Here is a 25,212-nt window from a genome sequence, read left to right on the forward strand (position 1 = left end):
GCCGGGGCCGGTGCGCCCCGGCCGCCGCGTTTTCCTTCGCGGGGCCGGCCGCGTGGTGTCGGGTCGGGTGCGAAACGGTTCCTCCTTCACCCGCCCGACCCCTATTAGACCGGCGAGGGCTGCCGAAGATAGAGAATGAGCCCGTGTCGCGCCGTCGATGCCATCGGCTATCGGCGCGCGCGGGAAGCGGCACCGGCTCGAGAACGAAGGACGGCACAGGCGGGCCAGCGAGCCCGGCGGTGCACTTGGGGGTGATGCTATGGCGGACCGCTTCAATGACGGCTTCCGGAGCCAGGTCGCGTTCGTAACCCATACGCGCGACTACCGCTCCGCGGACGTGCTCCCGTCGCTGGCGCGCCACGGTTTCACGACGACGGAACGGCCGCATGACCGCGAGACCGAACGGCTGCTGGCGCAGTTCGACCCCGACCTGGTCGTGCTCGCCATCGACCCGCGCCACGACGACGATATCGCGCTCGTGCGGCAGGTGGCGCGGGCTTGCAAGGCGAACATCATCGTTGTCGCACCCGGCCCGCACCCGCACGGCTTGAGCCTCGCCCTCGAAGCGGGCGCGGACGTCTGCGTCCGCGACACTGACGGCGCGGAGATGTTCAACGCGCAGCTCGGGGCGATGCTCCGGCGCCGCACGGCAGCGCAGGCCGAGCCGGCGGAGGATGAAGGCCCGAGCACGATCACGGTCCGCGACCTCGTGCTCGACTTCGACCGCTGCCAGGCGGTCCGGAACGGCGAGACAATTCCCCTCACGCCGACCGAGTTCAAGATCCTCGCCTACCTCGCGAAGAACGCCGGCAAGGTGGTCAGCCCGGTCGAAATCCTCCGCGCCGTGCAGGACTACACCTACTCTGAGCGCGAAGCGCAGGAGATCGTGAAGGTGTACATCCGGCGGATTCGCCGGAAGGTGGAGCACGACCCCGCCGAGCCAAGCTACATCGTCAACGTCCGGGGCTTCGGCTACATGCTGGAGCGGCGGAGCAACCGGCGCGATGCGGTCCGCTCGGCGGAGGCTGCCTGAGCGAACCAGCACTCCCGCGACGGACGGCGAAACGGACACGCCCCGGCAGGTTCCTGCCGGGGCTGATTTATGTTACGCAGAGGGAGAAGTCCCGTCAGGCGATCGTCACGCCCTCGCAGCGGTAGACGTCCTGGATGGCGTTGAGGAGCGCGATGCCTTCGTTCATCGGCCGCTGGAAGGCCTTCCGGCCGGAGATGAGGCCCATGCCGCCCGCGCGCTTGTTGATGACGGCGGTCTTGACCGCCTCCTTCAGGTCGCTTTCGCCCGCGCTGGCGCCGCCCGAGTTGATGAGCCCGACGCGCCCCATGTAGCCGTTCGCGACCTGGTAGCGGGTGAGGTCGATCGGGTGGTCGGTCGTGAGCTTCGTGTACATCCGCTCGTCGAACTTGCCGTAGCTGCCCTTCTGGTTGAGGGCCCGGTAGCCGCCGTTCTGCTCCGGGAGCTTCTGCTTCACGATGTCGGCCTGGATGGTGACGCCCAGGTGGTTCGCCTGGCCGGTCAGGTCGGCCGAAGTTTCGTGGTTGACGCCGTCGACCTTGAAGCCGGGGTTGCGGAGGTAGCACCAGAGGACGGTCGCCATGCCGAGCTCATGGGCGTAGGCGAACGCTTCGGACACTTCGACGATCTGGCGGCTGCTCTCCTCGGACCCGAAATAGATGGTCGCGCCGACGGCCGCCGCGCCGAGGTTCCACGCCTCCTTGATGGTGCCGAACATGATCTGGTCGTACTTGTTCGGGTAGGTCAGGAGCTCGTTGTGGTTGATCTTGACGATGAAGGGGATGCGGTGGGCGTACTTGCGGGCGACTGCGCCGAGCACGCCGAAGGTCGACGCGACCGCGTTGCAGCCGCCTTCGAGCGCCAGGAGGACGATGTTCTCGGGGTCGAAGTAGGCCGGATTCTTTGCGAACGAAGCGCCGCCCGAGTGTTCGATGCCCTGGTCGACGGGCAGGATGGAAACGTAGCCGGTGCCGGCCAGCCGGCCGTGGCCCAGGATCGCCTGGAGGTTGCGCAGCACTTGCGGGGAGCGGTCGGACTGGGCCCAGACGCGGGTCACGAAATCAGGCCCGGGCAGATGAAGGCTCTCCGCGGGGATGCCTTCGCAGCGGTGTTCGAGCAGGGAGGATGCCTCGTCGCCGAGGATGTCGGCGATGTCGGCAAGGGAGAGTTCGCGGGTGGGGCGTTCAGCGAGAACCATCGTTGCGCCTCGGTGCGGAATGGGCGGCGGAAGCCGCCACGGGGATGATACCGCGGCCGTCCCGAGCGGTCGTGGTCCCCTATTCGCCGCGCGCATTTCTTTACCTTCGCTTCGGTTTCGATGCGGTACGGTGAAAGAAATCGGCAACGACGAAGGAGGGTCGGCGATGCGCGTGCTGGTCGTCGAGGACGAAGAGGCCATTGCGGGGGCGATCGAGCGCGGCCTCGTGAAGCAGGGGTACGACGTCGACGTGGCGCGCGACGGCGCTGAGGCGCTCGAGATGGCGGCGGAGACGAACTACGACGTCATCTGCCTCGACCTGAACCTGCCGCGTGTGGACGGGATCGAAGTGTGCCGGCGGCTGCGGGAGGACCGGTTCTCCGGCGGGATCATCATGCTGACGGCCCGGAGTTCGATCCGGGAGCGGATCGAAGGGCTGGACCAGGGCGCCGACGACTACCTCGTGAAGCCGTTCGCCTTCAGCGAGCTCGCGGCCCGGATCCGCGCGATCACCCGGCGGGAGGGGTCGATGCGCGAGCCGGTCATCGAAACTCGCGGCCTCGAGCTGGACCCGAACACGAACCGCTGCCGGAGGGAGGGCAAGGATATCCACCTCACCCCGAAGGAGTTCGCGCTCCTCTACTACCTCGCGAGGAACGAGGGCCGGGCGGTTCCGCAGGAAGAGCTGCTCGAAAACATCTGGGACGAGCACGCCAACCCCTTCACCCAGACGGTGAAGGTGCATATGAACAACCTGCGCCGCAAACTGAACGAGGGATTCGAGGAACAGCTGATCGAGACGATCCGCGGAAAGGGCTACGTCCTCTAGGGTGCGCATGCCGCCGTTCTTCCGGAGCATCAGGTTCCGGCTCACGGTCTGGTACTCCAGCCTCTTGCTGGTCTTCGGCGTCGCCTTCGTCGTCGCGCTGAACCTCGCCGTGCGGTTCGACCAGCCGCGCGTGTTCGAGCTGTCCCGCTCCAACGACGTGGTCTATACACCAGTCCGGACCGGCCCGGCGCAGGCCATCGTGGTGCCCATCGAGACCGAGACGTACAGCCTGCGCGAGGTGGAAGACGGCATCTACTCGCACAGCCTGGATCGGCTGCAGTACTGGTCGCTCGTCTCCGTGCTGGGCCTCGCGATTGCGTCGGGTATCGGCGGTTATGTCCTGTCTGGCGTCCTGCTCCGGCCGGTTCGCGACATCACGGAGGCGGCATCGGAGATCAGCGCGACGAACCTCAGCCGGCGCATCAACTACCAGGGGCCGCGCGACGAGCTGTGGGCGCTGGCCGACACGTTCGACTCGATGATCGGGCGGCTGGAAGCCTCGTTCGAACGGCAGCGGCAGTTCGTGCAGGACGCCTCGCACGAACTCAGAACGCCGCTCGCGGCGATCCGGACGAACATCGAAGTCACCGAGATGGACCCGGACGCCTCGCTCGAGGAGTACCGCGAGCTCGTGGCGACCATCAAGAGCCAGACTGAGCGGCTCACGCGGCTGAGCGAAGACCTCCTCCTGCTGACCAACGACGACGGCGCGCGCGTGGAGCGGGAGGCGGTCGATCTGCCGGCGCTGGCGGCCGACGTCATCGCAGAGCTGCAGCCGCTCGCCGCGCAGCGCGGGGTGGCGCTCCGCCGCGACATCCGGGAGCCTGCCGAGGCGCTGGCCAGCCCCGACCTGCTGCACCGCTGCGTGCTCAACCTCGTCGACAACGCCATCAAGTATTCCGGCGAGGGCTCGACGGTCACGGTCCGGGTCGCGGATGCGGGCAAGGCAGCGCGGGTGGAAGTCGAGGACAACGGGCCGGGCATCCCGGCAGAGGCGCTGCCGCACATCTTCGACCGTTTCTACCGCGTCGATAAGGGCCGGAGCCGGCGGGAAGGCGGCACAGGCCTCGGCCTCGCCATCGTGAAGGAGCTCATCGAGGCGATGGGCGGTAGCGTCGGCGTGCGGTCCGAGCCGGGCTCCGGAAGCACGTTCTGGATCGAGCTGCCGAAGTCGCAGGAATCGGCCGATTCGCCGGCGCCGGCGCCGCGGGGCGGCGCGCTTGCGTGGGAGCCGGGGCGGCAGGCTTGACCGGTCTTCCGGCCCTCCGTAGGTTCGAACGGGGGATTGCCGGTAAGCCACCGTACCGCCCCTCCACGGGAGTCGTGGCCTACTGGAGGCAGGAGGAGATGACGGCGTGACGCAGCTACTCGATCGGATTGACAGCCCGCGCGACCTCCGGGGGCTCACGTACGACCAGCTCGAGACGCTCGCCGCCGAGATTCGGCAATTCCTCGTGCAGACGGTCGACGGCATCGGGGGCGGCGGCCACCTGGCCTCGAACCTCGGCGTCGTCGAACTGACGATCGCGCTCCACCGGCTCTTCGACTCGCCGAAGGACAAGATCGTCTGGGACGTCAGCCACCAGGTGTACGTCCACAAGATCCTCACGGGGCGGAAGGACCGGATGGCGACCATCCGCCAGTTCGGCGGCCTGAGCGGGTTCGCTGACCGCAAGGAGAGCGAGCACGACGTCTTCGGCGCCGGCCACGCCGGCACGTCGATCTCGGCGGCCGTCGGCATGGCGGTCGCGCGGGACTTCAAGGGGGACGATTTCTACGCCATCGCCGTCATCGGAGACGGCGCGATGACGTGCGGCATGGCGCTCGAGGCGATGAATCACGCCGGGCACCTCGGCCTGCACCGGCTCATCGTCATCCTCAACGACAACGCCATGTCGATCTCGCCGAACGTCGGCGCGCTCAGCCGGAACGTGAACAAGCTCCGCGTCGACCCCCTGTACCGGAATGCGAAGCGCGAGATCGGCGAGCTGGTCGAGCACCTCCCGCTCGGCCGGCAGGTGTGGGAGGGTGCGAAGCGGGTGAAGGCGAGCCTGCGCGACCTGCTCGTGCCGGCGAGCTTCTGGGAGCAGTTCGGATTCGAGTACTACGGTCCGATCGACGGGCATGACATCCGGGAGCTCGAGGCGACGCTGCGCGCCATCAAGAAGGTCGAAGGCAAGCCGGTCCTCCTGCACGTGCTCACCGAGAAGGGACACGGCGTCCCGGAGGCGGCGGCCGACCCGATCAAGAGTCACAGCGGCACGTACTGGCTGAAGAAGTCGGACCCGGCAGCGCCGGCGCCGCGGCCGACGTACAGCCAGGTGTTCGCGCAGGCGGTGCAGGAGCTCATCGAGTCGGACCCGCGCGTCGTCGCCATCACGGCGGCGATGCTCGAAGGGACCGGGCTGGCGCCGGTGCACGCGAAGCACCCGGACCGGGTGTTCGACGTGGCCATCGCGGAGCAGCATGCCGTGACGTTCGCCGCCGGGCTTGCGACCCAGGGCATCCGGCCGATCGCGGCGATCTACAGCACGTTCCTGCAGCGCGGGTATGACTCGGTCGTTCACGACGTCGTGGTGCAGAACCTGCCGGTCGTGTTCGCGATGGACCGGGCGGGATTCGTCGGCGATGACGGGAAGACGCACCAGGGCTTCATCGATATCAGCTACCTCCGCTGCCTGCCGAACATGGTCGTGAGCGCGCCCAAGGATGAGCGGGAACTGCGGGACCTGCTCTATACAGGCGTCCACCATGAGGGACCGTTTGCGGTTCGCTACCCGCGCGGCAGCGGCCCCGGCGCCCCGACGGACCAGCCGATGGCGCGCCTCCCGATCGGCAAGGGCGAGCTCCTCCGCGCCGGCCGCGACATCGCGCTCGTGGGATTCGGCGCGCCGGTGATGGAGTGCCTCAAGGCGGCGAGCCTGCTCGAGGCGGAGGGCATCGACGCGGCGGTCATCAACGCGCGGTTCGCGAAGCCGCTCGATGCCGAGCTGCTGCTCGAGGCGGCCCGCACGACCGCCGGCATCATCACCGCAGAGGAGAACGTCCGGGCCGGCGGGTTCGGCGACGCGGTGCTCGAGCTGCTTGCCGACCACGGCCTGGCGGACCGCTACCTGGGCGCCCTGGCGATGCCGGACGCCATCGTGGACCACGGGCCGCAGGCCACCATGCGCCACCTGCACCGGCTCGATGCCGAAGGCATCGCGGCGGCTGCACGGGAAGCGCTCGCGGCCCGGGGCTGGACGGCCCCCGCCCCGGCCGACCTCGCCCGCGCATGAGTTTGCCGCCGGAGTTCCTCGGCCGGCTTGCGCTCATCGAAGAGGCGCTGCGGCGCGCCCTCGCGGAAGGCCCGGCTGAGCTGGTGCGGATGTCGCGTTATGTCTTGGGATGGGAAGACGCGGACGGCCGCCCGTCGGCCGGCGGCGGAAAACGGCTGCGGCCGCTGTTATGCCTCGAAGTGGCCGCCGCGGCCGGGGCCGACCCGGCGCAGGCGCTGCCCGGCGCGGTTGCGGTGGAGCTCGTCCACAACTTTTCGCTCGTGCACGACGACATCCAGGACGGCGATGCGCTCCGCCACGGGCGGCCGACGGCGTGGCAGGTCGTCGGCGCGCCGCAGGCGATCAACCTGGGCAATTTCCTCTACACGCGGGGGCTGCGCCAGCTGGCAGACAGTCGGCTGCCCGGCGCGCCGCTTGCGCTCGCCATCCTGTTCGAAGCCGTCGAGCGGATGGTCGCCGGCCAGTGGGCGGACATCGCCTTCGAGGATGCAGAAAGCGTGACCGAGGAAGACTACCTCGCCATGGTCGAGGGCAAGACAGGCGCGCTGCTGGGAGCAGCAGCGGGCATCGGCGCCGCACTGGCGGGTGCGCCGCGGGGGACGGTCGACGCATTCCGCGCCTGGGGCGAACGGCTCGGGCTGGCATTCCAGGTCCAGGACGACTACCTGGGCGCCTGGGGCGACGCGGCGGCCACCGGCAAGTCGACATCGAGCGATATCGCCCGCCGGAAGAAGACGCTGCCGGTGGTGTTCGCCCTCGCGTCGGATGGCAGCGGCGACGCGCTGCGCGCGATCTACCGCGCGGCGCCGGCGCCGGAGGACGACACGGCGAAGGTGCTCGAGCTGCTGGAAACGAGCGGGGCGCGGGAGCACACGCGGGCGCTCGCCCGGCGGTTTTCGGCCGAAGCAGAGGCGCTGCTTGCGGACATCGCGATAGCCGACGATGCGCGAGACCGCTTGCGGACGTTCGCCCGCTTCATCGCGGAGCGTGACCGCTAGCCTCGCCCCTGCGACGATGGTCGGGTGACCCGACCGGGGTGCTGAGGCCGGAGATGTTCGAGAACGTGCGCGAGGACGTCCGCCAGGCGGTGACGTGGCACGCGGTGCCGCTCGTCCGCCGGTGGTTCGGACCGCGCGCGGAGGCTGCCGCGAGCATCGCGCTCTCTCCCGAGGCGCAGGTCGTGCTCATCTACCGGCTGCAGGCGTGGCTCCGGCGGCATGGCGTCCCCGTGCTTCCCGGGCTGTGCCGCCGGCTGACGATGCTGCTCGCCGGGGTCTCGATTGGCGACCGCGTGGAGATTGGGCCGGGGCTGCTGCTCAACCACGGCCACGTCGTCATCGACGGGACGACGCGCATCGGGCCGTTCTGCTCCATTGCGCCGTTCGTGACGATCGGACTGAACACGGGCGGCCCGGATGTCTCGCTCGACGGGCCGACCATCGGGCGCTTCGTCTTCATCGGGACAGGGGCGAAGATCCTCGGGCCGGTGACGGTCGGCGACAACGCGCGCATTGGGGCGAACGCGGTGGTCATTTCCGACGTGCCCGCGAACGCGACGGCGGTGGGCGTGCCGGCGCGGGTCATCGCCCACGAGTACCCGCTCGGGCCTGCGAAGACGGAGCGCCCCGGGGGCTGACCCGCGGGGCGCTGCTGGTGAGGTCGGCCGGCTGGCGCCGGCGCGTCAGTTGATCGGCAGGCGGGTGTCGCCCATCAGGTACTGGTCGATGCCGCGGGCGGCGGCGCGCCCCTCGGCGATGGCCCAGACGATGAGCGACTGCCCCCGCGTCATGTCGCCGGCGGTGAAGACGCCGGGCACCGAGGTCATCTTGTTCTCGTCGGCCCACACGTTGCCGCGTTCGGTGAGCTGAACGCCCAGCTGCTCGAGGAGGCCGCCCTTTTCGGGGCCGAGGAAGCCCATGGCGAGGAGCAGGAGGTCGACCGGCTCCGAGAATTCGCTGCCGGGGATTTCCCGCATCACCTGGCGGCCGTCCTCGTTGACGAACTCGACCCGCACGGCGTGGAGCGTCGTGAGGCGACCGTTCTCGCCAGAGAGGCGGGTCGTCATGATGCAGTAGTCGCGCGTCCCGCCTTCTTCGTGGGCGGAGGAGACCCGGTAGATATTCGGGTAGAGCGGCCRGGGCTGCTCCGGCGGCCGGCTGGCGGGCGGCTTCGGCAGGATTTCGTACTGGAGGACTTCGCGGGCGCCCTGCCGGAGGGCCGTCCCGAGGCAGTCTGCGCCGGTATCGCCGCCGCCGAGGATGATGACGCGCTTGTCTTTCGCGGTGATGAACTCGTCCTCGGGGATTTCATCGCCGGCGTTCCGGCGGTTCTGCATCGGCAGGTACTGCATGGCGAAGTAGACGCCTTTGAGCTCGCGGCCGGGCACCTGCAAGTCGCGCGGCTGGGTGGCGCCGCCGGCGAGGCAGATGGCGTCGAACTCTTCCAGCAGCTCGCGGGCGTCGATGTCTTTGCCGACGTTGACGCCGGGCCGGAAGACGACGCCCTCGGCCTCCATCTGGGCGAGGCGGCGGTCGAGGAAGCGCTTCTCCATCTTGAAGTCCGGGATGCCGTAGCGGAGGAGGCCGCCGATGCGGTCATCCCGTTCGAAGACGGTGACTTCGTGGCCGGCGCGCGCGAGCTGCTGGGCGCAGGCGAGGCCGGCGGGACCGGAGCCGATGACGGCGACGGTCTTGCCGGTCCGGTGGGTGGCGGGCTGCGGCTTCACCCAGCCGGCCTGCCACGCGTACTCGATGATTTCGAGCTCGACCTGCTTGATGGTGACCGGATCGTTGTTGATGCCGAGGACACAGGCGGCCTCGCAGGGTGCCGGGCAGAGGCGGCCCGTAAACTCCGGGAAGTTGTTCGTTGCGTGCAGGCGGTCGATGGCGTCGCGCCACCGGTCGCGGTACACCAGGTCGTTCCAGTCGGGGATGATGTTGCCGAGCGGGCAGCCCTGGTGGCAGAACGGGATGCCGCAGTCCATGCACCGGGCGGCCTGCGTCTTGAGCTTCTCGAGCGGGAACTCTTCGTAGACTTCGAGCCAGTCGCGGACGCGCTGGTCGACGGGCCGGCGCTTCGGCGTTTCGCGGGAGTACTCGAGGAATCCGGTCGGCTTAGCCACGGGCAGCTCCAACGGTGTGGGTGGGCGTGCCCTGCGCGCCGTTCTGCGACTGATAGCGCTGCTGCTCGAGCACGCGGCGGTAGTCGGTCGGCATGACCTTGACGAACTTGCGGGCGGCGGCCGGCCAATCGTCGAGCAGGCGCTGGGCGACCGTGCTGCCCGTGTACTGGACGTGCCGCTCCAGCAGCCCCTTCACGAGGTCGAGGTCTTCCGGCTCTTCGAGCGGTTCGAGGCCGACCATCTCCATGTTGCAGCGGGTGTGGAAATCGCCGTCCTCGTCGAGGACGTAGGCGATGCCGCCGCTCATGCCGGCGGCGAAGTTCCGCCCGGTGCGCCCGATGATGACGGCCCGGCCGCCGGTCATGTACTCGCAGCCGTGGTCGCCGGTGCCTTCGACGACGGCGACGGCGCCGGAGTTGCGGACCATGAACCGTTCGCCGGCGACGCCGCGGAAGAACGCCGCGCCGCTCGTTGCGCCGTAGAGTGCGACGTTGCCGATGACGATGTTCTCCTCGGGCACGAACGTCGCATCCTTCGGCGGGTAGACGATGATCTTGCCGCCGGAGAGGCCCTTGCCGATGTAGTCGTTGGCGTCGCCTTCGAGGCGGAGCGTGATGCCGGCGGGCAGGAATGCGCCGAAGCTCTGGCCGGCGGAGCCGTGGAAGGTGATGTCGATCGTGTCGTCGGGGAGGCCCGTGTGGCCGTACCGCCGGGTCAGTTCGCTGCCGAGCATCGTGCCGACGGTGCGGTTGACGTTGCGGATCGGCATATCGAGTACGACCTTCTCCCCGCGCTCGAGCGCCGGCTGCGCGAGGCGGATGAGCTCGTTGTCGAGCGCCCGCTCGAGACCGTGGTCCTGGGTCGTGATGCAGCGCGTGGCGACGCTGGCATCGACCTGCGGCCGGTAGAGGATCGCGCTCAGGTCGAGCCCCTGCGCCTTCCAGTGGTCGACTGCGCGGCGGACGTCGAGGAGGTCGGAGCGGCCGATGATCTCGTCGAGCGAGCGGTAGCCGAGCTGGGCGAGGTACTCGCGCACCTCTTCAGCGATGAACTTGAAGAAGTTGACGACGTGCTCGGCGCGGCCGGCGAACTTCTCGCGCAGTGCCGGGTTCTGGGTGGCGATGCCGACCGGGCAGGTATCGAGGTGGCAGACGCGCATCATGATGCAGCCCATCACCACGAGCGGGGCGGTCGCGAAGCCGTACTCCTCGGCGCCGAGGAGGGCGCCGATGATGACGTCGCGGCCGGTCTTCATCTGCCCGTCGACCTGCACGACGATGCGGTCGCGGAGTTTGTTCATGACCAGCGTCTGCTGGGTTTCGGCGAGGCCCAGCTCCCACGGGAGGCCGGCATGCTTGATGGAGGTGAGCGGGCTCGCGCCGGTGCCGCCGTCGTGCCCGGAGATGAGGACGTGATCGGACTTGGCCTTGGCCACGCCGGCCGCGACCGTTCCGACGCCGACCTCTGCGACGAGCTTCACGCTGATGCGGGCGCGCGGGTTCGCGTTCTTCAGGTCGTGGATGAGCTGGGCGAGGTCTTCGATGGAGTAGATGTCGTGGTGCGGGGGCGGGCTGATGAGGCCGACGCCCGGCGTGGCGTGCCGGACTTCCGCGATCCAGGGGTAGACCTTCGTGCCGGGGAGCTGGCCGCCTTCGCCGGGCTTCGCACCCTGCGCCATCTTGATCTGGATCTCGTCGGCGTTGACGAGGTACTCGCTCGTGACGCCGAAGCGGCCGGAGGCGACCTGCTTGATGGCGGAGCGGCGGGAATCGCCGTTCGGGTCGGGCGTGTACCGGCGGCGGTCTTCGCCGCCTTCGCCGGTGTTGCTCTTGCCGCCGATGCGGTTCATGGCGATGGCGAGGGTCTCGTGCGCCTCGGCGCTGATGGAGCCGAACGACATCGCGCCGGTGGCGAACCGCTTGTAGATGTTCTCGGCGGGTTCGACTTCCTCGATCGGGATGGGCGGCCGGTCGGACTTCAGTTCGAAGAGGCCGCGGAGCGTGGCGAGCCGCTTGCTCTGGTCGTCAACGAGCCGGGTGTACTCCTTGAAGATTCGATACTGGCCGGTTCGGGTCGAGTGCTGGAGCCGGAAGACCGTCTCGGGGTTGAAGAGGTGGTACTCGCCGTCGCGGCGCCACTGGTACTGGCCGCCCCAGGCGAGTTCGCGGAGGCCGCCGTCGCGGTCGGGGAAGGCGCGCTGATGGTGGGCGAGGACCTCCTGCGCGACCTCGTGGATGCCGATGCCGCCGATGCGGGAGACGGTGTTGGTGAAGTACTTGTCGATGAACGCTTCGCTGAGGCCGACCGCCTCGAAGATCTGGGCACCGCGGTAGCTCTGGATGGTGGAGATGCCCATCTTGGACATCACCTTCACGACGCCCTTCTTGATCGCCTTCAGGTAGTTGGCCCGGAGTTTCTCGATGGGGTAGTCGGCCGTGATGTAGCCGTCCTGGCGAACCTGCTCAAGGGAATCGAGCGCGAGCCACGGGTTGACCGCGCCGGCGCCGTAGCCGATGAGGAGCGCGAAATGGTGCACTTCGCGGGCATCGCCGGTTTCGACGATGAGGCCGACCTGCGTGCGCTTCTTCTCGCGGACCAGGTGGTTGTGGAGGCCGGCGACGGCGAGGAGCGAGGGGATCGGCGCGTGCTCCGCATCGACCCCGCGGTCCGAGAGGATGAGCACCTTTGCGCCGTCGTCGATGGCGCGGTCGGCGGCGCGGAAGAGCTCCTCCATGGCGGCTTCGAGGCCGGCCGGGCCCGCCTTCGCGGGGAAGAGCATCGGGAGAACCGTGGCCCGGAGCGCGTGGTCCTTGAGCGACTTGAACTTCGCCAGCTGTTCGTTGTCGATGAAGGGGTTGTCGAGGCTGACGAGGTGGCAGCTCTCCGGCTCCGGGTCGAGCAGGTTGCCTTCGGGGCCGATGACCGTCTTGACGGAGGTGACGAGCTCCTCGCGGATGGCATCGAGCGGGGGGTTCGTGACCTGTGCAAAGAGCTGTTGGAAGTAGTTGTAGAGCGGCTGCGGCCGGTCGCTGAGGACGGCGAGCGGAGTATCCGTGCCCATCGAGCCGACCGCTTCCTCGCCTTTTTCCGCCATCGGGCCGAGGTGGTACTTCTCGTCCTCGATGGTGTAGCCGTAGGCCATCTGCTGCTGGAGCAGGACGTCGGGGGGCGGGGGCGGCGGCGTCTCCGTCGCGGGGATGTCATCGATGTGGATGAGGTTATCCTTCAGCCACTGGGCGTAGGGCCGCTCGGTGGCGAGCTTCATCTTGAGCTCGGTGTCGTCGATGATGCGGCCCTCTTCGAGGCTGACGAGGAACATCTTGCCCGGCTGGAGGCGGCCCTTGATGAGCACGCGCTCCGGTTCGATGGGCAGGACACCGACCTCGGAGGCCATGATGACGAGGTCGTCTTTGGTGACGTAGTAGCGGGAAGGGCGGAGGCCGTTGCGGTCGAGCACGGCGCCGATGTTGCGGCCGTCGGTGAAGGCGACGGAGGCCGGGCCGTCCCACGGCTCCATGAGGCAGGAGTGGTATTCGTAGAAGGCCTTCTTGGCCGGGTCCATGCTCTCGTGCTCCTGCCACGCTTCCGGGATGAGCATCATCATGGCGTGGGGGAGGCTGCGCCCGGTCATCACCAGCAGCTCGAGCGCTTCATCGAGGCTGGCGGTGTCGCTGCCGTGCTCGTTGATGACGGGCAGGATCTTGTGGATGTCCGGGAAGTAGGGGGAGGCGAAGAGCGCTTCGCGGGCCGCCATCCAGTTCCGGTTGCCGCGCAGGGTGTTGATTTCGCCGTTGTGGGCGATCATCCGGTAGGGGTGCGCCAGCTCCCAACTCGGGAAGGTGTTGGTGCTGAAGCGGGAGTGGAACATCGCGAGCGCCGAGATGAGGTGGCGGTCGCTGAGGTCCGGGAAGTAGCCGCGCAGCTGGGTGGCGGTCAGCATTCCCTTGTACACGAGGGTGCGGCAGGAGAGGCTGGGGAAGTAGAACCATTCCGCATCGCGGATGCCCCAGCGCTGGATGGCCTTTTCGAACCGCTTGCGGATGACGTAGAGGCGGCGCTCGAAGGCATCCTCGTTTTCGATGCCGGCGCCGCGGCTGATGAAGACCTGCCACATCTCGGGCTCGGCGGCGAGAGCCGTCGCGCCGAGGTCGGCGTTGTTGGTGGGAACCTTGCGCCAGCCGAGGAGGTGCTGGCCCTCTTCTTCGACGATCGCGGCGAAGAGCGCTTTCGCCTGCTCGGTGGCGCGGGGGTCGCGGGAGGCGAAGAAGAGGCCAGCCCCGTAGTGGCCGGCCTCGGGCAGGCGGATGCCGAGCTGGGCGCATTCGCGACGGAGGAACTCATGCGGCATCTGGATGAGGATGCCGGCGCCGTCGCCGGTGTTCGGCTCGCTGCCGGAGGCCCCGCGGTGGTGCAGGTGCTCCAGGGCAGAGAGGGCATCATCGACCAGCTTGTGGGACCGCTGGCCCTTCAGGTGAACGATGAAGCCGACGCCACAGGCGTCATGTTCCAGCCCTGGACGGTACAGACCCTGCTGCGCAGGCCTCCGGGGTTGCTGCATGCTGCGTCCCTCTCGAAACGTGTCACCACCAGGCGGGATTGCGAAATGAAGAGAGCCGCGGGCGTCGCCGTGATTTCGGTGCGCCATTTGTGAAATGCTTCGCAATCTCACGCGAGAAGGTGGGTGAGCTTGAAGTATAACAGGCCGGTCAACCGGCGTCTCAAGTCCCCATCCCTCCCGGCCGCGGGAATCGTTTCGACGAGCGCGTATAATCCGGGCACCCTCGCCGCCGGAGCTGCCCGATGACCGACCCGTACTGGACTCCCGAGCGCGTCGATGCGCTCGTCAGCGCCCGCGCCCGCATCCTCGGCCCGCAAGTCTGGGCGGCAGCGACGCCGGACCCGCGCCACCTCATTTCGTTCGCCGGGGGTCTGCCCGATATTCCCTCGCTGCCGGCAGCCGAACTGCTGCGCGCGGCGCAGGCGGTGCTCGAGCGCGATCGGAAGGAGGCGCTCGAATACGGCGGGACCTTCGGGCCGGCGCCTCTGCGGGAGGCGATCGCCGAGCGGTGGACGCGGCTCGACGGCATCCCGGTGACGAAGGACCACGTCATCATCGCGAGCGGCTCGGCCCATGCGATCGGCATGGTGTGCGAGACGCTGCTGGACCCGGGCGACGTCGTCATGGTCGAAAGCCCGAACTTTCCGGGTTCGATGCGGACGATCCGGTCGTTCGGCGCGGAACAGGTCGCGATTCCGCTGGACGCCGAAGGGATGCGGACCGACATCCTCGAGGCGAAGCTCGCCGAGCTTGCAGCGCAGGGCCGTCGGGCGAAGTTCATCTACTGCATCCCGAACCACCAGAACCCGGCCGGCTGCACGATGACGCTCGAACGGCGGCAGCACCTGCTTGAGCTCGCCCGGCGGTACGAGACGTTCATCCTCGAGGACGACGCCTACGGCGAGCTCTGGTTCGAGGAGCCGCCGCCGCCGTCGCTGTTTGCGCTGAGCGGAGGCGAGCACGGGGTCAAGGTCGCAAGCTTCTCGAAGACGATCGCCACCGGCCTCCGGATGGGGTGGATCCAGGGTCCGCCGGCGCTCATCTCCCGCATCGCGGCGCTGCGCCACGACATGGGGACGAGCCCGTTCCTCGGCCGCGTCATCGCAGAGATGATCCGCAACGGCGACCTCGACCGGCACATCGAGCGGCTGCGGGGCATCTACCGGCGGAAGCTCGAACGGGTCGAGGCTGCGCTGGCGCGGTACTGCGCGCCGTACATCAGCTACACCCGTCCGAAGGGCGGATTCTTCCTCTGGCTCGCGCTGCGGCCGGGGATGAGCTCCCGGGATGTGCAGGTCGCAGCGAACGAGCGGGGCGTCATCGTCGGGCAGGGTCCGCAGTTCTTCGCCGACGGCCAGGCGACCAATCACCTGCGGCTGGCTTTCAGTTATGTCGATATGGAGGAGATCGACGAGGGCATCCAGCGGCTCGGCGAGGCGATGGCCGACGTYGCTGCGCGCGCGGGCATCAAGTAGGAGCGGCCGGGAATGGACACCGTCTCGATCGGCTCCGTGACGATCGCGCCGCTGCTGGATGCGCCGGTGCTGATGAACCCGCGGCATTTCGTGCCGCAGCACGCCGACGCCTTCCTCGCGGAGTTCGGCCACCAGGCCGACGAACGCGGCCTCTTCACGATGGCGGTCACCTGCTACCTCGTGCGGTCGGCAGGGAAGACGGTCCTCATCGACACGGGCCTCGGCCCGAGGAAGCGGCCCGGGTTTCCGCCGGGGCGGCTGGACGAGGCGCTGCGGTCCGCGGGGCTGGCGCCGGGCGATATCGACCTCGTGGTGCATACCCACCTGCACATCGACCACGTCGGCTGGAACACGGTCGAAGGGGCAGGCGGCAAGCCGGAGGTCTTCTTTCCCCGCGCGGAGTTCGTCATCCAGCGGCAGGAGTGGGACTACTGGATGGCGCCCGGGCGGCTCGATGCGCCCGGGAACGAGCATCTGCGGGACTGCGTGGAGCCGCTCCGCCACACCGGCCGCATCCGGTTCGTGAACGGGGAGACGGCGCTCGACGAGCACCTCGTCTTCGTGCCCACGCCGGGGCACACGCCCGGCCATGTCGCGATCGGGGTCGTCGACGGCAGGGACCGGGGCATCATCATCGGCGATGCCTCGCACCACCCGGCGCAGCTCATCCACCCCGACTGGTCGCCGGCATTCGACGTCGACCCGGTGCAGTCGGCCGCGACGCGGGACGCGCTGTTCGAGCGGGCAATTTCCGAAGGCCTGCTGTGGTTCGCGGGGCACTGGCCGCACCCGGGCATCGGAAGGCTGACGCTGCGGGACGGCCGGCGCGTCTTCGAACCGCTGTGAACCGTCTTGCCGTCGCGGGCCGCGGCTCGGTAGCGTTGGCCTGATGCGACGACTTGCGCCGGGGCTGCTCCTCCTCGTGCTCCTGTGCCCTGTTCTCGGGGGGGCTGGCCCGGCGGCGGCCGATGACCCTGCCGTCGTTTATGTCACGTCCGTCTCGGACGCGCCCGGCACCTGTCCGCACCCGGCGAACTGCACGCTTCGGACGGCGATCACGGCCGTCAACTCCGGAAGCACGGCCGCGGCCACGGTCCGCTTCGACCCTGCGGTGTTCCCGCCGGGGTCGGAGACGGTGATCGCCGTCGGAAGCGCGCCGCTGCCGGCGCTCACCCGGGCCGGGGCCACGGTGGACGGGGCAGGGGCCGGCGTCGTCATCCGGGGCGGCTCGGTGAGCCTCTCGGCGCCGCAGGACGGACTGCGCCTGTCCGGGCCGGGCACCGCCGCGCGGGGCCTGAAATTCGAGGGATTCACGGGCGCGTGCGTCATCGCTGAAGGGGCGGAGGCGGCCGTCGGCGGCGCCGTCGGGAACACGTTCCGCGGCTGCGGCGTCGCGGTCCGGGTCAGCGGGGCGGCAGTGTCGGTGACGGGGAACGAGCTTGCCGGGCCGGGCGAAGGGGAGCGCACCGGGACTGGAGTCGTCGTAGCAGCCAGCGGGGCCGTCATCGGCGGCAGCGGCGCGGCGGCGAACCGGTTCACCGGCCTCGAGCACGGCGTCCGGGTCGCGGGCGGCGGGATCGGCACCCGAATCGAAGGGAACGAGTTCGACAGCGTTGCCGGGGCGTGCGTCTCGCTCGAGCCGGGGAGCAGCGGCGCGTTCGTGTCGGCGAACACCTTCCGCGGCTGCGGGACCGGCATCTCGGTCACTTCGGGGGATGAGCTCCCGCCGTCGTCACGGAACACCTTCCGGTCGAACACCTTCCTCGAGCTTCGCGGCCCCGCGATCGCGCTCGCCCCGGAAGGGAATGGCGGCGTCGGACGACCGTCCGTCACGCGGGCGACACCGGCCGGCATCCAGTGGCACGGCCTGCGCCGGGTGTGTCGTGGAGATTTACCTCGCGGAGCATACGCCGGGCGGCATCGGCGACTACGGGACCGTGCCGCTCGGGCCGCCGGTCACGGCGGGCAGCTCGGGCCAGTTCACGGCCTCGCTGCCGGTGAGCCCCGGCCAGTGGATCATCGCCACGGCGACAGACGGCGACGGCAACACGAGCGAGTTCGGGCCGTCCGTCCGCGTGGGGGCCGGCGCAGTGGTGTGCGGAAACGTCCACCTCCTGCCGGGGTGGAACCACGTCGCGTACTTCGGCAGCCAGCCGCTGCTGCTGGGTGATGCGTTCCCCTCGGCAGCCAACCCGGCGGTGACGGCGATCTACGAAGCCATCGACGGCTCCAGCGGATACCGGCGGTGGCTCGCGGCGACCCCGGCCGGGCGAACGCTGCCGGCGCTCGAACCCGGGCGGGAGTACTGGTTCCTCGCGACGGCGCCGGTCACGCTCGAAGGCGGCTTCAGCGTCTCGTTCCCCGTACCGGCCTCGCTGCAAGCCGGGTGGAACGACGTCGTCTATATCGGCGGCAGCGCAGACCCGCGCGATGCCTTTGCCTCGCTCGGCGACCGGCTGCTGCAGGTCGCGAAATGGGACGCGGCGCGGCAGCGGTGGCTGCGGTACGGCGACGGCCGGGGCCCGGCGTGGGCGCTCGAACTGCAACAGGTCGAGGCCTGCAGCGTCTACCAGCTTCTGCTCAGCGAACCGGCGACCCTGGTGCCACTCCAGCCCTGAGCACCGGCGTATACTCCGCGCGCATGAGCATCGACATCCGTCCCTGCGCTGACCGGGACGAGCTGCGGGAGTATGCCCGCATCGTCTCGTATGTCTTCGCCTCCGAAGAAGGCATGGAGGACGAGCTTTCGGCGACGCAGCCGGAATGGACTGTCTGCGCGTTCGTCGACGGGAAGATGGCGTCCACGCTCGGGGTCTGGCCGTTCACGGTGCGGCTGAATGGCTCGCCGGTGCCGATGGGCGGGGTCACGGCAGTCGGGACGCTGCCGAACTACCGCCGCCGCGGCCTGCTGCGCCGCACGATGCGGCAGGCGCTCGAGACGATGTACGAGCGGCGCCAGCCGCTGGCGATCCTGTGGGCGAGCATGGCGGCGATCTACCAGCGCTTCGGCTACGGGCTTGCGTCGACCGGCGTGACCTACCGGTTCGACCCGCGCTTGGCGGCCCTCGCGCAGCCGATCCAGGATGACGGCGGGCGCATCGAACTCCTCAGCCCGGAGGAGGCCTACCCCATCATCAAGCCCCTGTTCATCGCGTGGGCGACGCCGCGGAACCTGGTCATCCACCGGTCGGCGGAACTGTGGCGCGTCTCGACATTCCGGCCGCCGAAGAAAGGCCTCCCGGTGCACGTCGCGGTCTACCGCGATGGGGGCGGGGCGCCGCAGGGCTACGCCGTCTACTCCGTCCAGGGGGTTGAGCACCAGCCCGATGAGGGGGAACAGGAGCTTCGCGTGGCCGAGTTCGTGGCGCTCACGCCCGGGGCCTGGGCGTCGCTGTGGGAGTTCCTGCGGGCGCACGACCTGGCGCGGCGGGTCGAATGGAAGGGTGTGCCGCCGGATGACCAGGCGCCGGAGCTGCTGCTCGAGCCGCGCGTGCTGAACCGTCGCACGCAGGACGCCATCTGGATGCGGGTGGTCGATGCGGCTGGCGCGCTGGCCGCGCGGCCGTACGGCGCGGAGGGCCGGCTGGCGATCCGGATCACCTCCGACCCGGAATGCCCGTGGAACGAAGGCACCTGGCTGCTCGAAGCCCAGGGCAGCCGGGCCGAGGCCCGGCGGTTCGACGGCGAACCGGACCTTACGCTGCCGCCGGCCGTGCTGGCCTCGCTCCTCGCGGGACACCGGAGCGCGACGTTCCACGCGCGGGCAGGGCGCCTGGCCGTGCGCGACGATCATGCGCTCCGGCTTGCCGATGCGATGTTCCGGACCGAGTACGAGCCGTTTTGCCCGAACGGGTTCTGAAGCCCCGGCGCCTGGCGGTCAGCTGCCGCCGGTGCCGACGAGGCCGAGGTAGCGGTCGCGGTCGGCGGCGCGGGCGGGCTTGTGCTTCACATCGTCGGGGCCCATCGCGCGGAGCCAGCAGGCGAACTCGAGCAGGATGCCGTCCGGGTCCTGGAAGTAGAACGAGCGGATGAAGGTGCCTTCGTGGACCTCGCGGGAAACCTGCCGCGGGCTGTCGTCGTGGTTGAGGATGGGCGTAACCGGGATGCCCTTCGCCTTGATTTTCTCGTAGTACTCGTCGAATTTCTCCGGCGGCACGTCGAAGGCGACGTGGTTCATGGAGCCGTGGGCAGTGGCCAATTCACCTTCGCCGGGCATCCCCGCCGGGGCCGCGATGCCGGGCGCCGCCTCCGGTGCGTTCGGGAACCAGAAGAAGGCGAGCGAGTCGCCGTTCCCGATGTCGAAGAAGAAGTGCTGCCCCATGTTGTTGGGCAGCTCGATGGTCTTCATGAGGGGCATGCCGAGGACGTTCGAGTAGAAGTCGACCGTGCGCTCCATGTCGCGGCAGACGAGCGCGAGGTGGTTGATGCCGCGGAATTCGAATTCGGTGTTTTTGCGTTCCATGCTGCCTCCCTGCCGCCCGTCCCGGACGGCCTTCCGAAATCTTAGCGCAGCGGGTCAAGGCGCGGCGGCACTGCTGCGCTCACCCGATGTCGTCACGGCGATTGCCGAAGCGGTCCCAGTGGGTGACGGCGGCGAGAGGCTTTCGGGGAGCGACGCCAAACTTGCCGCGGGGACGGCCCATTGGCACGAGCGCAGCGAGTTCGTACCGGTCCGGGATGCCGAGCAGCGCGCGGACCTCGTCCTGGTAGACGCGGATGACGGTCGTCAGCGTGGTGCCGATGCCGAGCGCGCGGGCCGCGAGCATGAAGTTCTGCACCGCCGGGTAGACGGAGGCCCACGGCGTGCCGACATCGAGTGGGCCTTCGGCATCGTGCAGGGTCATGCTGATGTTCGGCATGAGGAAGAGGACGATGACAGGCGCTTCGTGGAGGTGCTCGGCGAGGTAGCGCGCCGAGGCGACGGTCCGCCGGTGGCGCTCCGCTTCGGCGTCGTCCCGGAAAGGCGGCGTCGCGGCGAGCATCGCCGGTTCGTACCGGTCGTAGGCCCGGCGGTAGATGTCGCCCAGGCCGCGGCGGAGGTCGGCGTCACGCACGACGAGGAACTGCCAGGGCTGGATGTTGCCGCCGCTCGGCGCCTGGCGCGCGGCGCGCAGGCAGGTGAGCACCTCCTCGTCGGTCACCGGCTCGGCGGTGAACCGCCGGATGGCGCGGAGCGTCATGATGCCGTCAATCAGGTCCAAGGCGTCTCCCCGGGTCAGAGCATGAAGGTGTCGGTCGGCAGGCCGAGCATGATGCGGCCAACGACCTCGTAGGTCGGCTGGCCGACCATGACGTGCTGGGTCAGGGTGTGGATATCGCGGAAGTGGCGCTGCAGGGGGCTCGTTTCGTAGATGCTCGTGCCGCCGCCGAGGTCGTAGCAGATATCGACGGCGCGGGTGCAGCTTTTCGCAGCGTGGGTCGCTGCGAGCCGGAGCCCGGCCCGGTCGCCGAGGGATAGCGCTTCACCGCGCTCCGCTGCCGCCCACGCGCTGCCGATGGCATCGGAGAGGAAGGCCCGGCTGCTCTGGAGGAGGGCTTCTGCCTCGGCAATGCCGGCCTGGGCCGCGGCGCGCTCGGCGAGAACGCGGCGGCTGCCGGTGGGGGTTTTCGCCCCCGCCAGGCTGACGAGCTCATCGATGGCTGCGCGCGCGATGCCGAGACCCACGGCGGCAACGCCGAGCGCCAGCAGGCCGTACATCGGGAAGCGGTAGAGCGGGCCGCCGGCCCAGGGCTGAACGCCGCCGATGCCGACGGTGTGGCGCTCCGGCACGAACAGGTCCGCGACTTCGTAATCGTGGCTGCCGGTGCCGCGGAGCCCCGAAACGTGCCACGTGTCGTGGATGACGTAGTCGCCAGCGCGGAAAAACGCCATGCGGAGGTGAGGGTGGCCGCCGGGCAGCGTCTCGGGGGCGCCGGTTTCGTCGACGACCGTGACGCCGCCGAGGAGCCAGGTGCAGTGGGGCGACCCGCTGCCGTACGCCCAGCGGCCCGTCACCCGGTAGCCGCCTTCGACCCGGCGCGCGGCGCCGCGCGGCATGAGCATGCCGCCGGTGATCGCGCCGGGGTCGCCGTGGATCTCCCGGGCGCCGTCCGGTGGGAGGAGGGCAGCGGTGATGCCGGTGGTCGCCGCGATCATCAGACACCAGCCAGCCGCGCCGTCGCCAGCGGCGACCGTTTCGATCGCCGCGACGAGGTCGGCGACGGTCGCTTCGGCGCCGCCGAGTTCGCGGGGCACCAGCATGCGGAAAAGGCCGGCATCGCGCAGTGCGGCAACGACCGGCGGGGCAAGCCTCCGATCCCGCTCCGAATCGTCGGCGTGGCGGCGGGCGAGCGGCGCAATCTCCCGCGCCGCATCGATGAGCGATGACGTGGCGGCCGGCATGGCAGCAACCTCCTGCAGGCCGCGAAGCGTAGGCGCCGCCGGGGCGCTTCGCAAGATGTCAGGCGGCTTTCTTCGACCCGAACGGCCAGGGGAGGCGGCGCTTCTTTTCGCTCCGCTCTTCCGCAGGGCCGGCGAATCCCCGGCCGCATCCCTGGCAGTAGGCGTAGACGTTCAGATTTTCACGGCCGCACCACGGGCACTTCCGCATCGTTCTCCCCCTTCAGCGTTGCCGGACGATGCCGGCGCCGACTTCGTGGCGCGATTGTACCCGGCTCAGCGGAAGCGGCGCGCCGCGAGGATCGGCCACGTGTCGATGATTTCTCCTCCGCGGCGCACGTAGTAGACGTCGTGGAGGTTGAGCGTCGTGTCGCCGTGGCTCGGGATGAGTTCGACCCGGTCGCCCGGCGCGAGCGCGGCAACGCCGTCGCCGACGATGATGGCATGCTCCTCGCTCAGCCGCGCTGCGCGCAGCCTTCCATCGGGCGAGACGGGCGGGCCGAACTCGTTCGTGAGCGACTTCATGCCGCAATCGGCGACGGCGTACCGCCCCTTGACCGACGTGATGGTCGTCAGGAGCGTCAGCGCGAAGCGAAATCGGCCGGGGATGAACGGCTCGTCATGGAGGTCGTTGAAGACGTAGGTGCCGGCCTGGAGCTCGGTGACGAACGGCATTGCGGCGGCGATTGGGACGCTTGCGGTGCCTGAGGTCGAGACGATGGCGGGCGCGAGTCCCGCTTCGGCGAGCGCCTCCGCGTGGGCCCGGACGGTGTCCAGGGCCTGGCGGATGAGCGTCTCGCGGGGCCCGGCTTCGGGCTGGCCGTACATGTGGCCCTCGTAGCCCATGATGCCACGGTAGTCGATGCCCTCTTCGATGAGGAGGTGGGCGAGGCGGACCGTCTCGGCCGGGTCGGCAGTGCCGCAGCGGTGCATGCCGGCGTCGACCTCGATCACGGCCGCGGCCCGCACGCCGGCGTCGCGGGCCGCGCGGCCGAGCTCGCGGACGTTGAACTCCGATTCGACGGCGACGGTGATATCGACGCCGCGCTGCAGGAGCGCGGTGAGGCGCGCGAGCTTGGGCGCGCCAACGACCTGGTTGGCCATGAGGATTGGTCCGAGCCCGGCGTCGGCGAGCACCTCGGCTTCGCCGAGCTTGGCGACGGTGATGCCGATGGCGCCGGCCGCCAGCTGCATCCGGGCGATTTGCGGGCACTTCGGGGTCTTGAAGTGCGGCCGAAGGCGGACATGGCTGCCGGCGAGCATGCTCTGCATGCTGGCGATGTTGTCCTCCACGGCATCGAGGTCGAGCAGGAGGGCCGGGGTGTCGATCTCGTCGAGGTGCATGGCGGGGACTGTACGGCGCGGGGGGCGCGGCCGCCAGCCCCGTCAGCCGCTGCGGCCTGCCTCGAGGGCGGCGTACTTTGCCTTGCGGGCTTCCTTCGCCCGCAGGGCCGGGTTGAGCTCGGCCTTGCGGATGCGGATAGCCTTCGGCGTGACCTCGACCATCTCGTCCGGGGCGATGAGGGTGAGCGCCTGTTCGAGGCTCGGCGGCTGCGGCGGAACCAGCTTCACGGCGATGTCTGAGGTCGAGCTGCGGATGTTCGTCAGGTGCTTCGCCCGGCAGACGTTGACGTCGAGGTCGTTGTCGCGGCTGTGGAGGCCGACGACCATGCCGACGTACACCTCGTCGCCGGGGCTGATGAAGAGGATGCCGCGCTCCTGGGCGGCGGCGATGCCGTAGGCGAGGGCCGTCCCGGTTTCGCTGGCGACGAGCGCGCCGGACCGGTGCCGGCTGATGTCGCCGGCCCACGGCCGGTAGCCGAGATATTCGGTGTTCATGATGCCTTCGCCCGCTGTGCCGGTGACGAACGCGTCGCGGAAGCCGATGAGACCGCGCGTCGGGATGTCGAACTCGAACCTCACGCGGCCGTCTTCGCCCGAGTGCATGCCGACCATCTGGGCCTTGCGGCCGGAAAGCGCCTCGATGAGGAAGCCGGTGGCCGACTCCGGGGCTTCGATGTAGAGGCGTTCGAAGGGCTCCTCGCGGCCCGCCGGCCCATCGCGGAGGATGACTTCCGGCCGCGTGACGGCGAACTCGTACCCTTCGCGGCGCATCGTCTCGACGAGGATGGCCAGGTGGAGTTCGCCCCGGCCGCTGACGATGAACTGGTCCGGGGAGTCGCCTTCCTCGACGCGGAGCGCGATGTTCGTCTCCACCTCGCGGAAGAGACGTTCGCGCAGCTGGCGGCTGGTGACGAACTGGCCATCGCGCCCGGCGAACGGCGAATCGTTCACGCGGAAGGTCATCTTCACGGCCGGCGGCTCGAGCGCAATGGCGGGCAGGGGCTCCGTCACCTCGGGCGCGGCGAGGGTTTCGCCGATGAGGACGTCCGGCACGCCGGTGATGGCGACGATGTCGCCCGCCTCGGCGGATTCGAGCTCGACCCGGTCGAGGCCGCGGAAACCGAAGACCTGGCCGACGCGGAAGGCTGAAACCGCGCCGTCGTGGGCGAAGCGCTGGATGGGCATGCCCGGCCGGACAGCGCCGTCCCTGATGCGGCCGACGGCGATGCGGCCGCGGTAGCTGTCGTACAGGAGGCTCGTCACGAGCATCCGGAAGGGGGCGGAGGCGTCGCATTCCGGCGCCGGGATGTGGTCGAGGATGGCCCGAAACAGCGGGCTCATGTCGCCTGACCGGATGTCGGGGGTCGTGCCGGCGTAGCCGTCCCGCGCGCTCGCGTAGATGACCGGGAATTCGAGCTGGTAGTCGTGGGTCGCGAGTTCGAGGAACAGGTCGGAGGTGAGTTCGAGCACCTCCGCAGGCCGCGCGTTCGGGCGGTCGATCTTGTTGATGACGACCACCGGGTGGAGGCCGAGCTCGAGCGCTTTGCGGAGGACGAAGCGGGTCTGGGGCATCGGCCCTTCGGCGGCATCGACCACGAGCAGGCAGCCGTCGGCCATGTTGAGCACGCGCTCGACTTCGCCGCCGAAGTCGGCGTGGCCGGGCGTGTCGATGATGTTGATGCGGACGCCGGCGTGCTCGATAGCGGCGTTCTTCGCCATGATGGTGATGCCCTTCTCGCGCTCGAGCGGGTTCGAATCGAGGATCAGCTCGCCGACCTGCTCGTTCTCCCGGAAGATGCGGGATTGCTTGAGCAGCGCGTCGACGATGGTCGTCTTCCCGTGGTCGACGTGGGCGATGATGGCGACGTTGCGGATATCGGCGCGGCGCTCGGGCATGATTCCAGTGTGCGGGAGCGCTGGTGTCCGGTGAAGCCGCAGCGGCCAGGGCGGCTCCACTTTGCGAAACCGCAGCGGGGGCCGCACACTGGAGGCAGCATGAC

Annotated in this window: 19 protein-coding genes and 1 pseudogene; 11 read left to right on the forward strand and 9 right to left on the reverse strand. The window is 69.5% G+C overall.

The window, feature by feature from the left end:
* Positions 1–259: 259 nt before the first annotated feature.
* Complete coding sequence (locus O0235_RS14130) at positions 260–1,033, forward strand: response regulator transcription factor (RefSeq protein ID WP_270056414.1); 774 nt, start codon at positions 260–262, stop codon at positions 1,031–1,033.
* 94 nt (positions 1,034–1,127) lie between these two features.
* On the opposite strand, the gene O0235_RS14135 is transcribed toward O0235_RS14130, so the two are convergent.
* A complete protein-coding gene (locus O0235_RS14135; RefSeq protein WP_270056415.1) occupies positions 1,128–2,228 on the reverse strand; it encodes a class I fructose-bisphosphate aldolase in 1,101 nt (366 codons plus the stop codon).
* 166 nt (positions 2,229–2,394) lie between these two features.
* On the opposite strand from O0235_RS14135, the gene O0235_RS14140 reads away from it, so the two are divergent.
* From O0235_RS14140 to O0235_RS14160, 5 genes are all read left to right on the forward strand, one after another.
* Complete coding sequence (locus O0235_RS14140; protein ID WP_270056416.1) at positions 2,395–3,057, forward strand: response regulator transcription factor; 663 nt, start codon at positions 2,395–2,397, stop codon at positions 3,055–3,057.
* 7 nt (positions 3,058–3,064) lie between these two features.
* Positions 3,065–4,306: a sensor histidine kinase gene (locus O0235_RS14145; RefSeq protein WP_270056417.1), complete on the forward strand. Its 1,242-nt coding sequence runs from the start codon at positions 3,065–3,067 to the stop codon at positions 4,304–4,306.
* Positions 4,307–4,412: 106 nt separating this feature from the next.
* Positions 4,413–6,335 carry a 1-deoxy-D-xylulose-5-phosphate synthase gene (gene dxs, locus O0235_RS14150; protein WP_270056418.1) on the forward strand — a complete coding sequence of 641 codons (1,923 nt, stop codon included), beginning with the start codon at positions 4,413–4,415 and terminating at the stop codon, positions 6,333–6,335.
* Entirely contained in the window at positions 6,332–7,333 is a 1,002-nt protein-coding gene (locus tag O0235_RS14155) for a polyprenyl synthetase family protein (protein ID WP_270056419.1), read from the forward strand. The genes dxs and O0235_RS14155 overlap by 4 nt, the downstream gene beginning before the upstream one ends.
* Before the next feature lie 53 nt (positions 7,334–7,386).
* Positions 7,387–7,971, forward strand: a complete 585-nt coding sequence (locus tag O0235_RS14160; protein WP_270056420.1) for a serine O-acetyltransferase — start codon at positions 7,387–7,389, stop codon at positions 7,969–7,971.
* Positions 7,972–8,016: 45 nt separating this feature from the next.
* Here the strand turns inward: O0235_RS14160 and O0235_RS14165 are convergent, their stop codons facing one another.
* Both O0235_RS14165 and gltB read right to left on the reverse strand, forming a co-directional pair.
* A complete protein-coding gene (locus O0235_RS14165; RefSeq protein WP_270056421.1) occupies positions 8,017–9,456 on the reverse strand; it encodes a glutamate synthase subunit beta in 1,440 nt (479 codons plus the stop codon).
* Complete coding sequence (gene gltB / locus O0235_RS14170) at positions 9,449–14,014, reverse strand: glutamate synthase large subunit (protein WP_270056422.1); 4,566 nt, start codon at positions 14,012–14,014, stop codon at positions 9,449–9,451. Before gltB ends, O0235_RS14165 begins: the two co-directional genes overlap by 8 nt.
* A gap of 242 nt (positions 14,015–14,256) precedes the next feature.
* Here gltB and O0235_RS14175 point away from each other — a divergent pair, with 242 nt between their 5' ends.
* The 5 genes and pseudogenes from O0235_RS14175 to O0235_RS14195 all read left to right on the forward strand — a co-directional run bounded on the left by O0235_RS14175 (position 14,257) and on the right by O0235_RS14195 (position 19,348).
* Positions 14,257–15,489, forward strand: coding sequence for an aminotransferase-like domain-containing protein (locus O0235_RS14175; RefSeq protein WP_270056423.1), 1,233 nt, complete (start codon positions 14,257–14,259; stop codon positions 15,487–15,489).
* Positions 15,490–15,501: 12 nt separating this feature from the next.
* Complete coding sequence (locus tag O0235_RS14180) at positions 15,502–16,335, forward strand: MBL fold metallo-hydrolase (RefSeq protein ID WP_270056424.1); 834 nt, start codon at positions 15,502–15,504, stop codon at positions 16,333–16,335.
* Between the two features lie 43 nt (positions 16,336–16,378).
* Positions 16,379–17,287, forward strand: a pseudogene (locus O0235_RS16155) (right-handed parallel beta-helix repeat-containing protein); the annotation flags it as partial.
* Positions 17,288–17,372: 85 nt separating this feature from the next.
* Positions 17,373–18,107 carry a hypothetical protein gene (locus O0235_RS14190; RefSeq protein ID WP_270056426.1) on the forward strand — a complete coding sequence of 245 codons (735 nt, stop codon included), beginning with the start codon at positions 17,373–17,375 and terminating at the stop codon, positions 18,105–18,107.
* 23 nt (positions 18,108–18,130) lie between these two features.
* Positions 18,131–19,348, forward strand: a complete 1,218-nt coding sequence (locus O0235_RS14195; RefSeq protein WP_270056427.1) for a GNAT family N-acetyltransferase — start codon at positions 18,131–18,133, stop codon at positions 19,346–19,348.
* Positions 19,349–19,366: 18 nt separating this feature from the next.
* Here O0235_RS14195 and O0235_RS14200 read toward each other — a convergent pair whose 3' ends face one another.
* From O0235_RS14200 to typA, 6 genes are all read right to left on the reverse strand, one after another.
* The gene (locus O0235_RS14200) at positions 19,367–19,951 is read right to left on the reverse strand and encodes a VOC family protein (protein WP_270056428.1); all 585 of its coding nucleotides are present in this window, start codon (positions 19,949–19,951) and stop codon (positions 19,367–19,369) included.
* Between the two features lie 79 nt (positions 19,952–20,030).
* Positions 20,031–20,690 carry a nitroreductase family protein gene (locus O0235_RS14205; RefSeq protein ID WP_270056429.1) on the reverse strand — a complete coding sequence of 220 codons (660 nt, stop codon included), beginning with the start codon at positions 20,688–20,690 and terminating at the stop codon, positions 20,031–20,033.
* 14 nt (positions 20,691–20,704) lie between these two features.
* Positions 20,705–21,871 carry an acyl-CoA dehydrogenase family protein gene (locus O0235_RS14210; protein ID WP_270056430.1) on the reverse strand — a complete coding sequence of 389 codons (1,167 nt, stop codon included), beginning with the start codon at positions 21,869–21,871 and terminating at the stop codon, positions 20,705–20,707.
* A 58-nt stretch (positions 21,872–21,929) separates the two neighbouring features.
* The gene (locus O0235_RS14215) at positions 21,930–22,079 is read right to left on the reverse strand and encodes a hypothetical protein (protein WP_270056431.1); all 150 of its coding nucleotides are present in this window, start codon (positions 22,077–22,079) and stop codon (positions 21,930–21,932) included.
* Positions 22,080–22,144: 65 nt separating this feature from the next.
* The gene (locus O0235_RS14220) at positions 22,145–23,212 is read right to left on the reverse strand and encodes an alanine racemase (protein ID WP_270056432.1); all 1,068 of its coding nucleotides are present in this window, start codon (positions 23,210–23,212) and stop codon (positions 22,145–22,147) included.
* A 42-nt stretch (positions 23,213–23,254) separates the two neighbouring features.
* Positions 23,255–25,108, reverse strand: coding sequence for a translational GTPase TypA (typA, locus tag O0235_RS14225; protein WP_270056433.1), 1,854 nt, complete (start codon positions 25,106–25,108; stop codon positions 23,255–23,257).
* Between the last annotated feature and the right edge of the window lie 104 nt (positions 25,109–25,212).

The organism is Tepidiforma flava (assembly GCF_027594505.1).
In the GTDB taxonomy this organism is placed as follows: Bacteria; Chloroflexota; Dehalococcoidia; order Tepidiformales; family Tepidiformaceae; genus Tepidiforma; species Tepidiforma flava.

What these genes read in the sequence shown, in the direction of transcription:
- O0235_RS14140 (WP_270056416.1), top strand. Translation starts at nt 2,395, where the DNA reads ATGCGCGTGCTGGTCGTCGAGGACGAAGAGGCCATTGCGGGGGCGATC.
- O0235_RS14200 (WP_270056428.1), bottom strand. Translation starts at nt 19,951, where the DNA reads ATGGAACGCAAAAACACCGAATTCGAATTCCGCGGCATCAACCACCTC.
- O0235_RS14180 (WP_270056424.1), top strand. Translation starts at nt 15,502, where the DNA reads ATGGACACCGTCTCGATCGGCTCCGTGACGATCGCGCCGCTGCTGGAT.
- O0235_RS14155 (WP_270056419.1), top strand. Translation starts at nt 6,332, where the DNA reads ATGAGTTTGCCGCCGGAGTTCCTCGGCCGGCTTGCGCTCATCGAAGAG.
- O0235_RS14135 (WP_270056415.1), bottom strand. Translation starts at nt 2,228, where the DNA reads ATGGTTCTCGCTGAACGCCCCACCCGCGAACTCTCCCTTGCCGACATC.
- typA (WP_270056433.1), bottom strand. Translation starts at nt 25,108, where the DNA reads ATGCCCGAGCGCCGCGCCGATATCCGCAACGTCGCCATCATCGCCCAC.
- O0235_RS14220 (WP_270056432.1), bottom strand. Translation starts at nt 23,212, where the DNA reads ATGCACCTCGACGAGATCGACACCCCGGCCCTCCTGCTCGACCTCGAT.
- O0235_RS14145 (WP_270056417.1), top strand. Translation starts at nt 3,065, where the DNA reads ATGCCGCCGTTCTTCCGGAGCATCAGGTTCCGGCTCACGGTCTGGTAC.
- O0235_RS14195 (WP_270056427.1), top strand. Translation starts at nt 18,131, where the DNA reads ATGAGCATCGACATCCGTCCCTGCGCTGACCGGGACGAGCTGCGGGAG.
- O0235_RS14160 (WP_270056420.1), top strand. Translation starts at nt 7,387, where the DNA reads ATGTTCGAGAACGTGCGCGAGGACGTCCGCCAGGCGGTGACGTGGCAC.
- gltB (WP_270056422.1), bottom strand. Translation starts at nt 14,014, where the DNA reads ATGCAGCAACCCCGGAGGCCTGCGCAGCAGGGTCTGTACCGTCCAGGG.
- O0235_RS14210 (WP_270056430.1), bottom strand. Translation starts at nt 21,871, where the DNA reads ATGCCGGCCGCCACGTCATCGCTCATCGATGCGGCGCGGGAGATTGCG.
- O0235_RS14215 (WP_270056431.1), bottom strand. Translation starts at nt 22,079, where the DNA reads ATGCGGAAGTGCCCGTGGTGCGGCCGTGAAAATCTGAACGTCTACGCC.
- O0235_RS14130 (WP_270056414.1), top strand. Translation starts at nt 260, where the DNA reads ATGGCGGACCGCTTCAATGACGGCTTCCGGAGCCAGGTCGCGTTCGTA.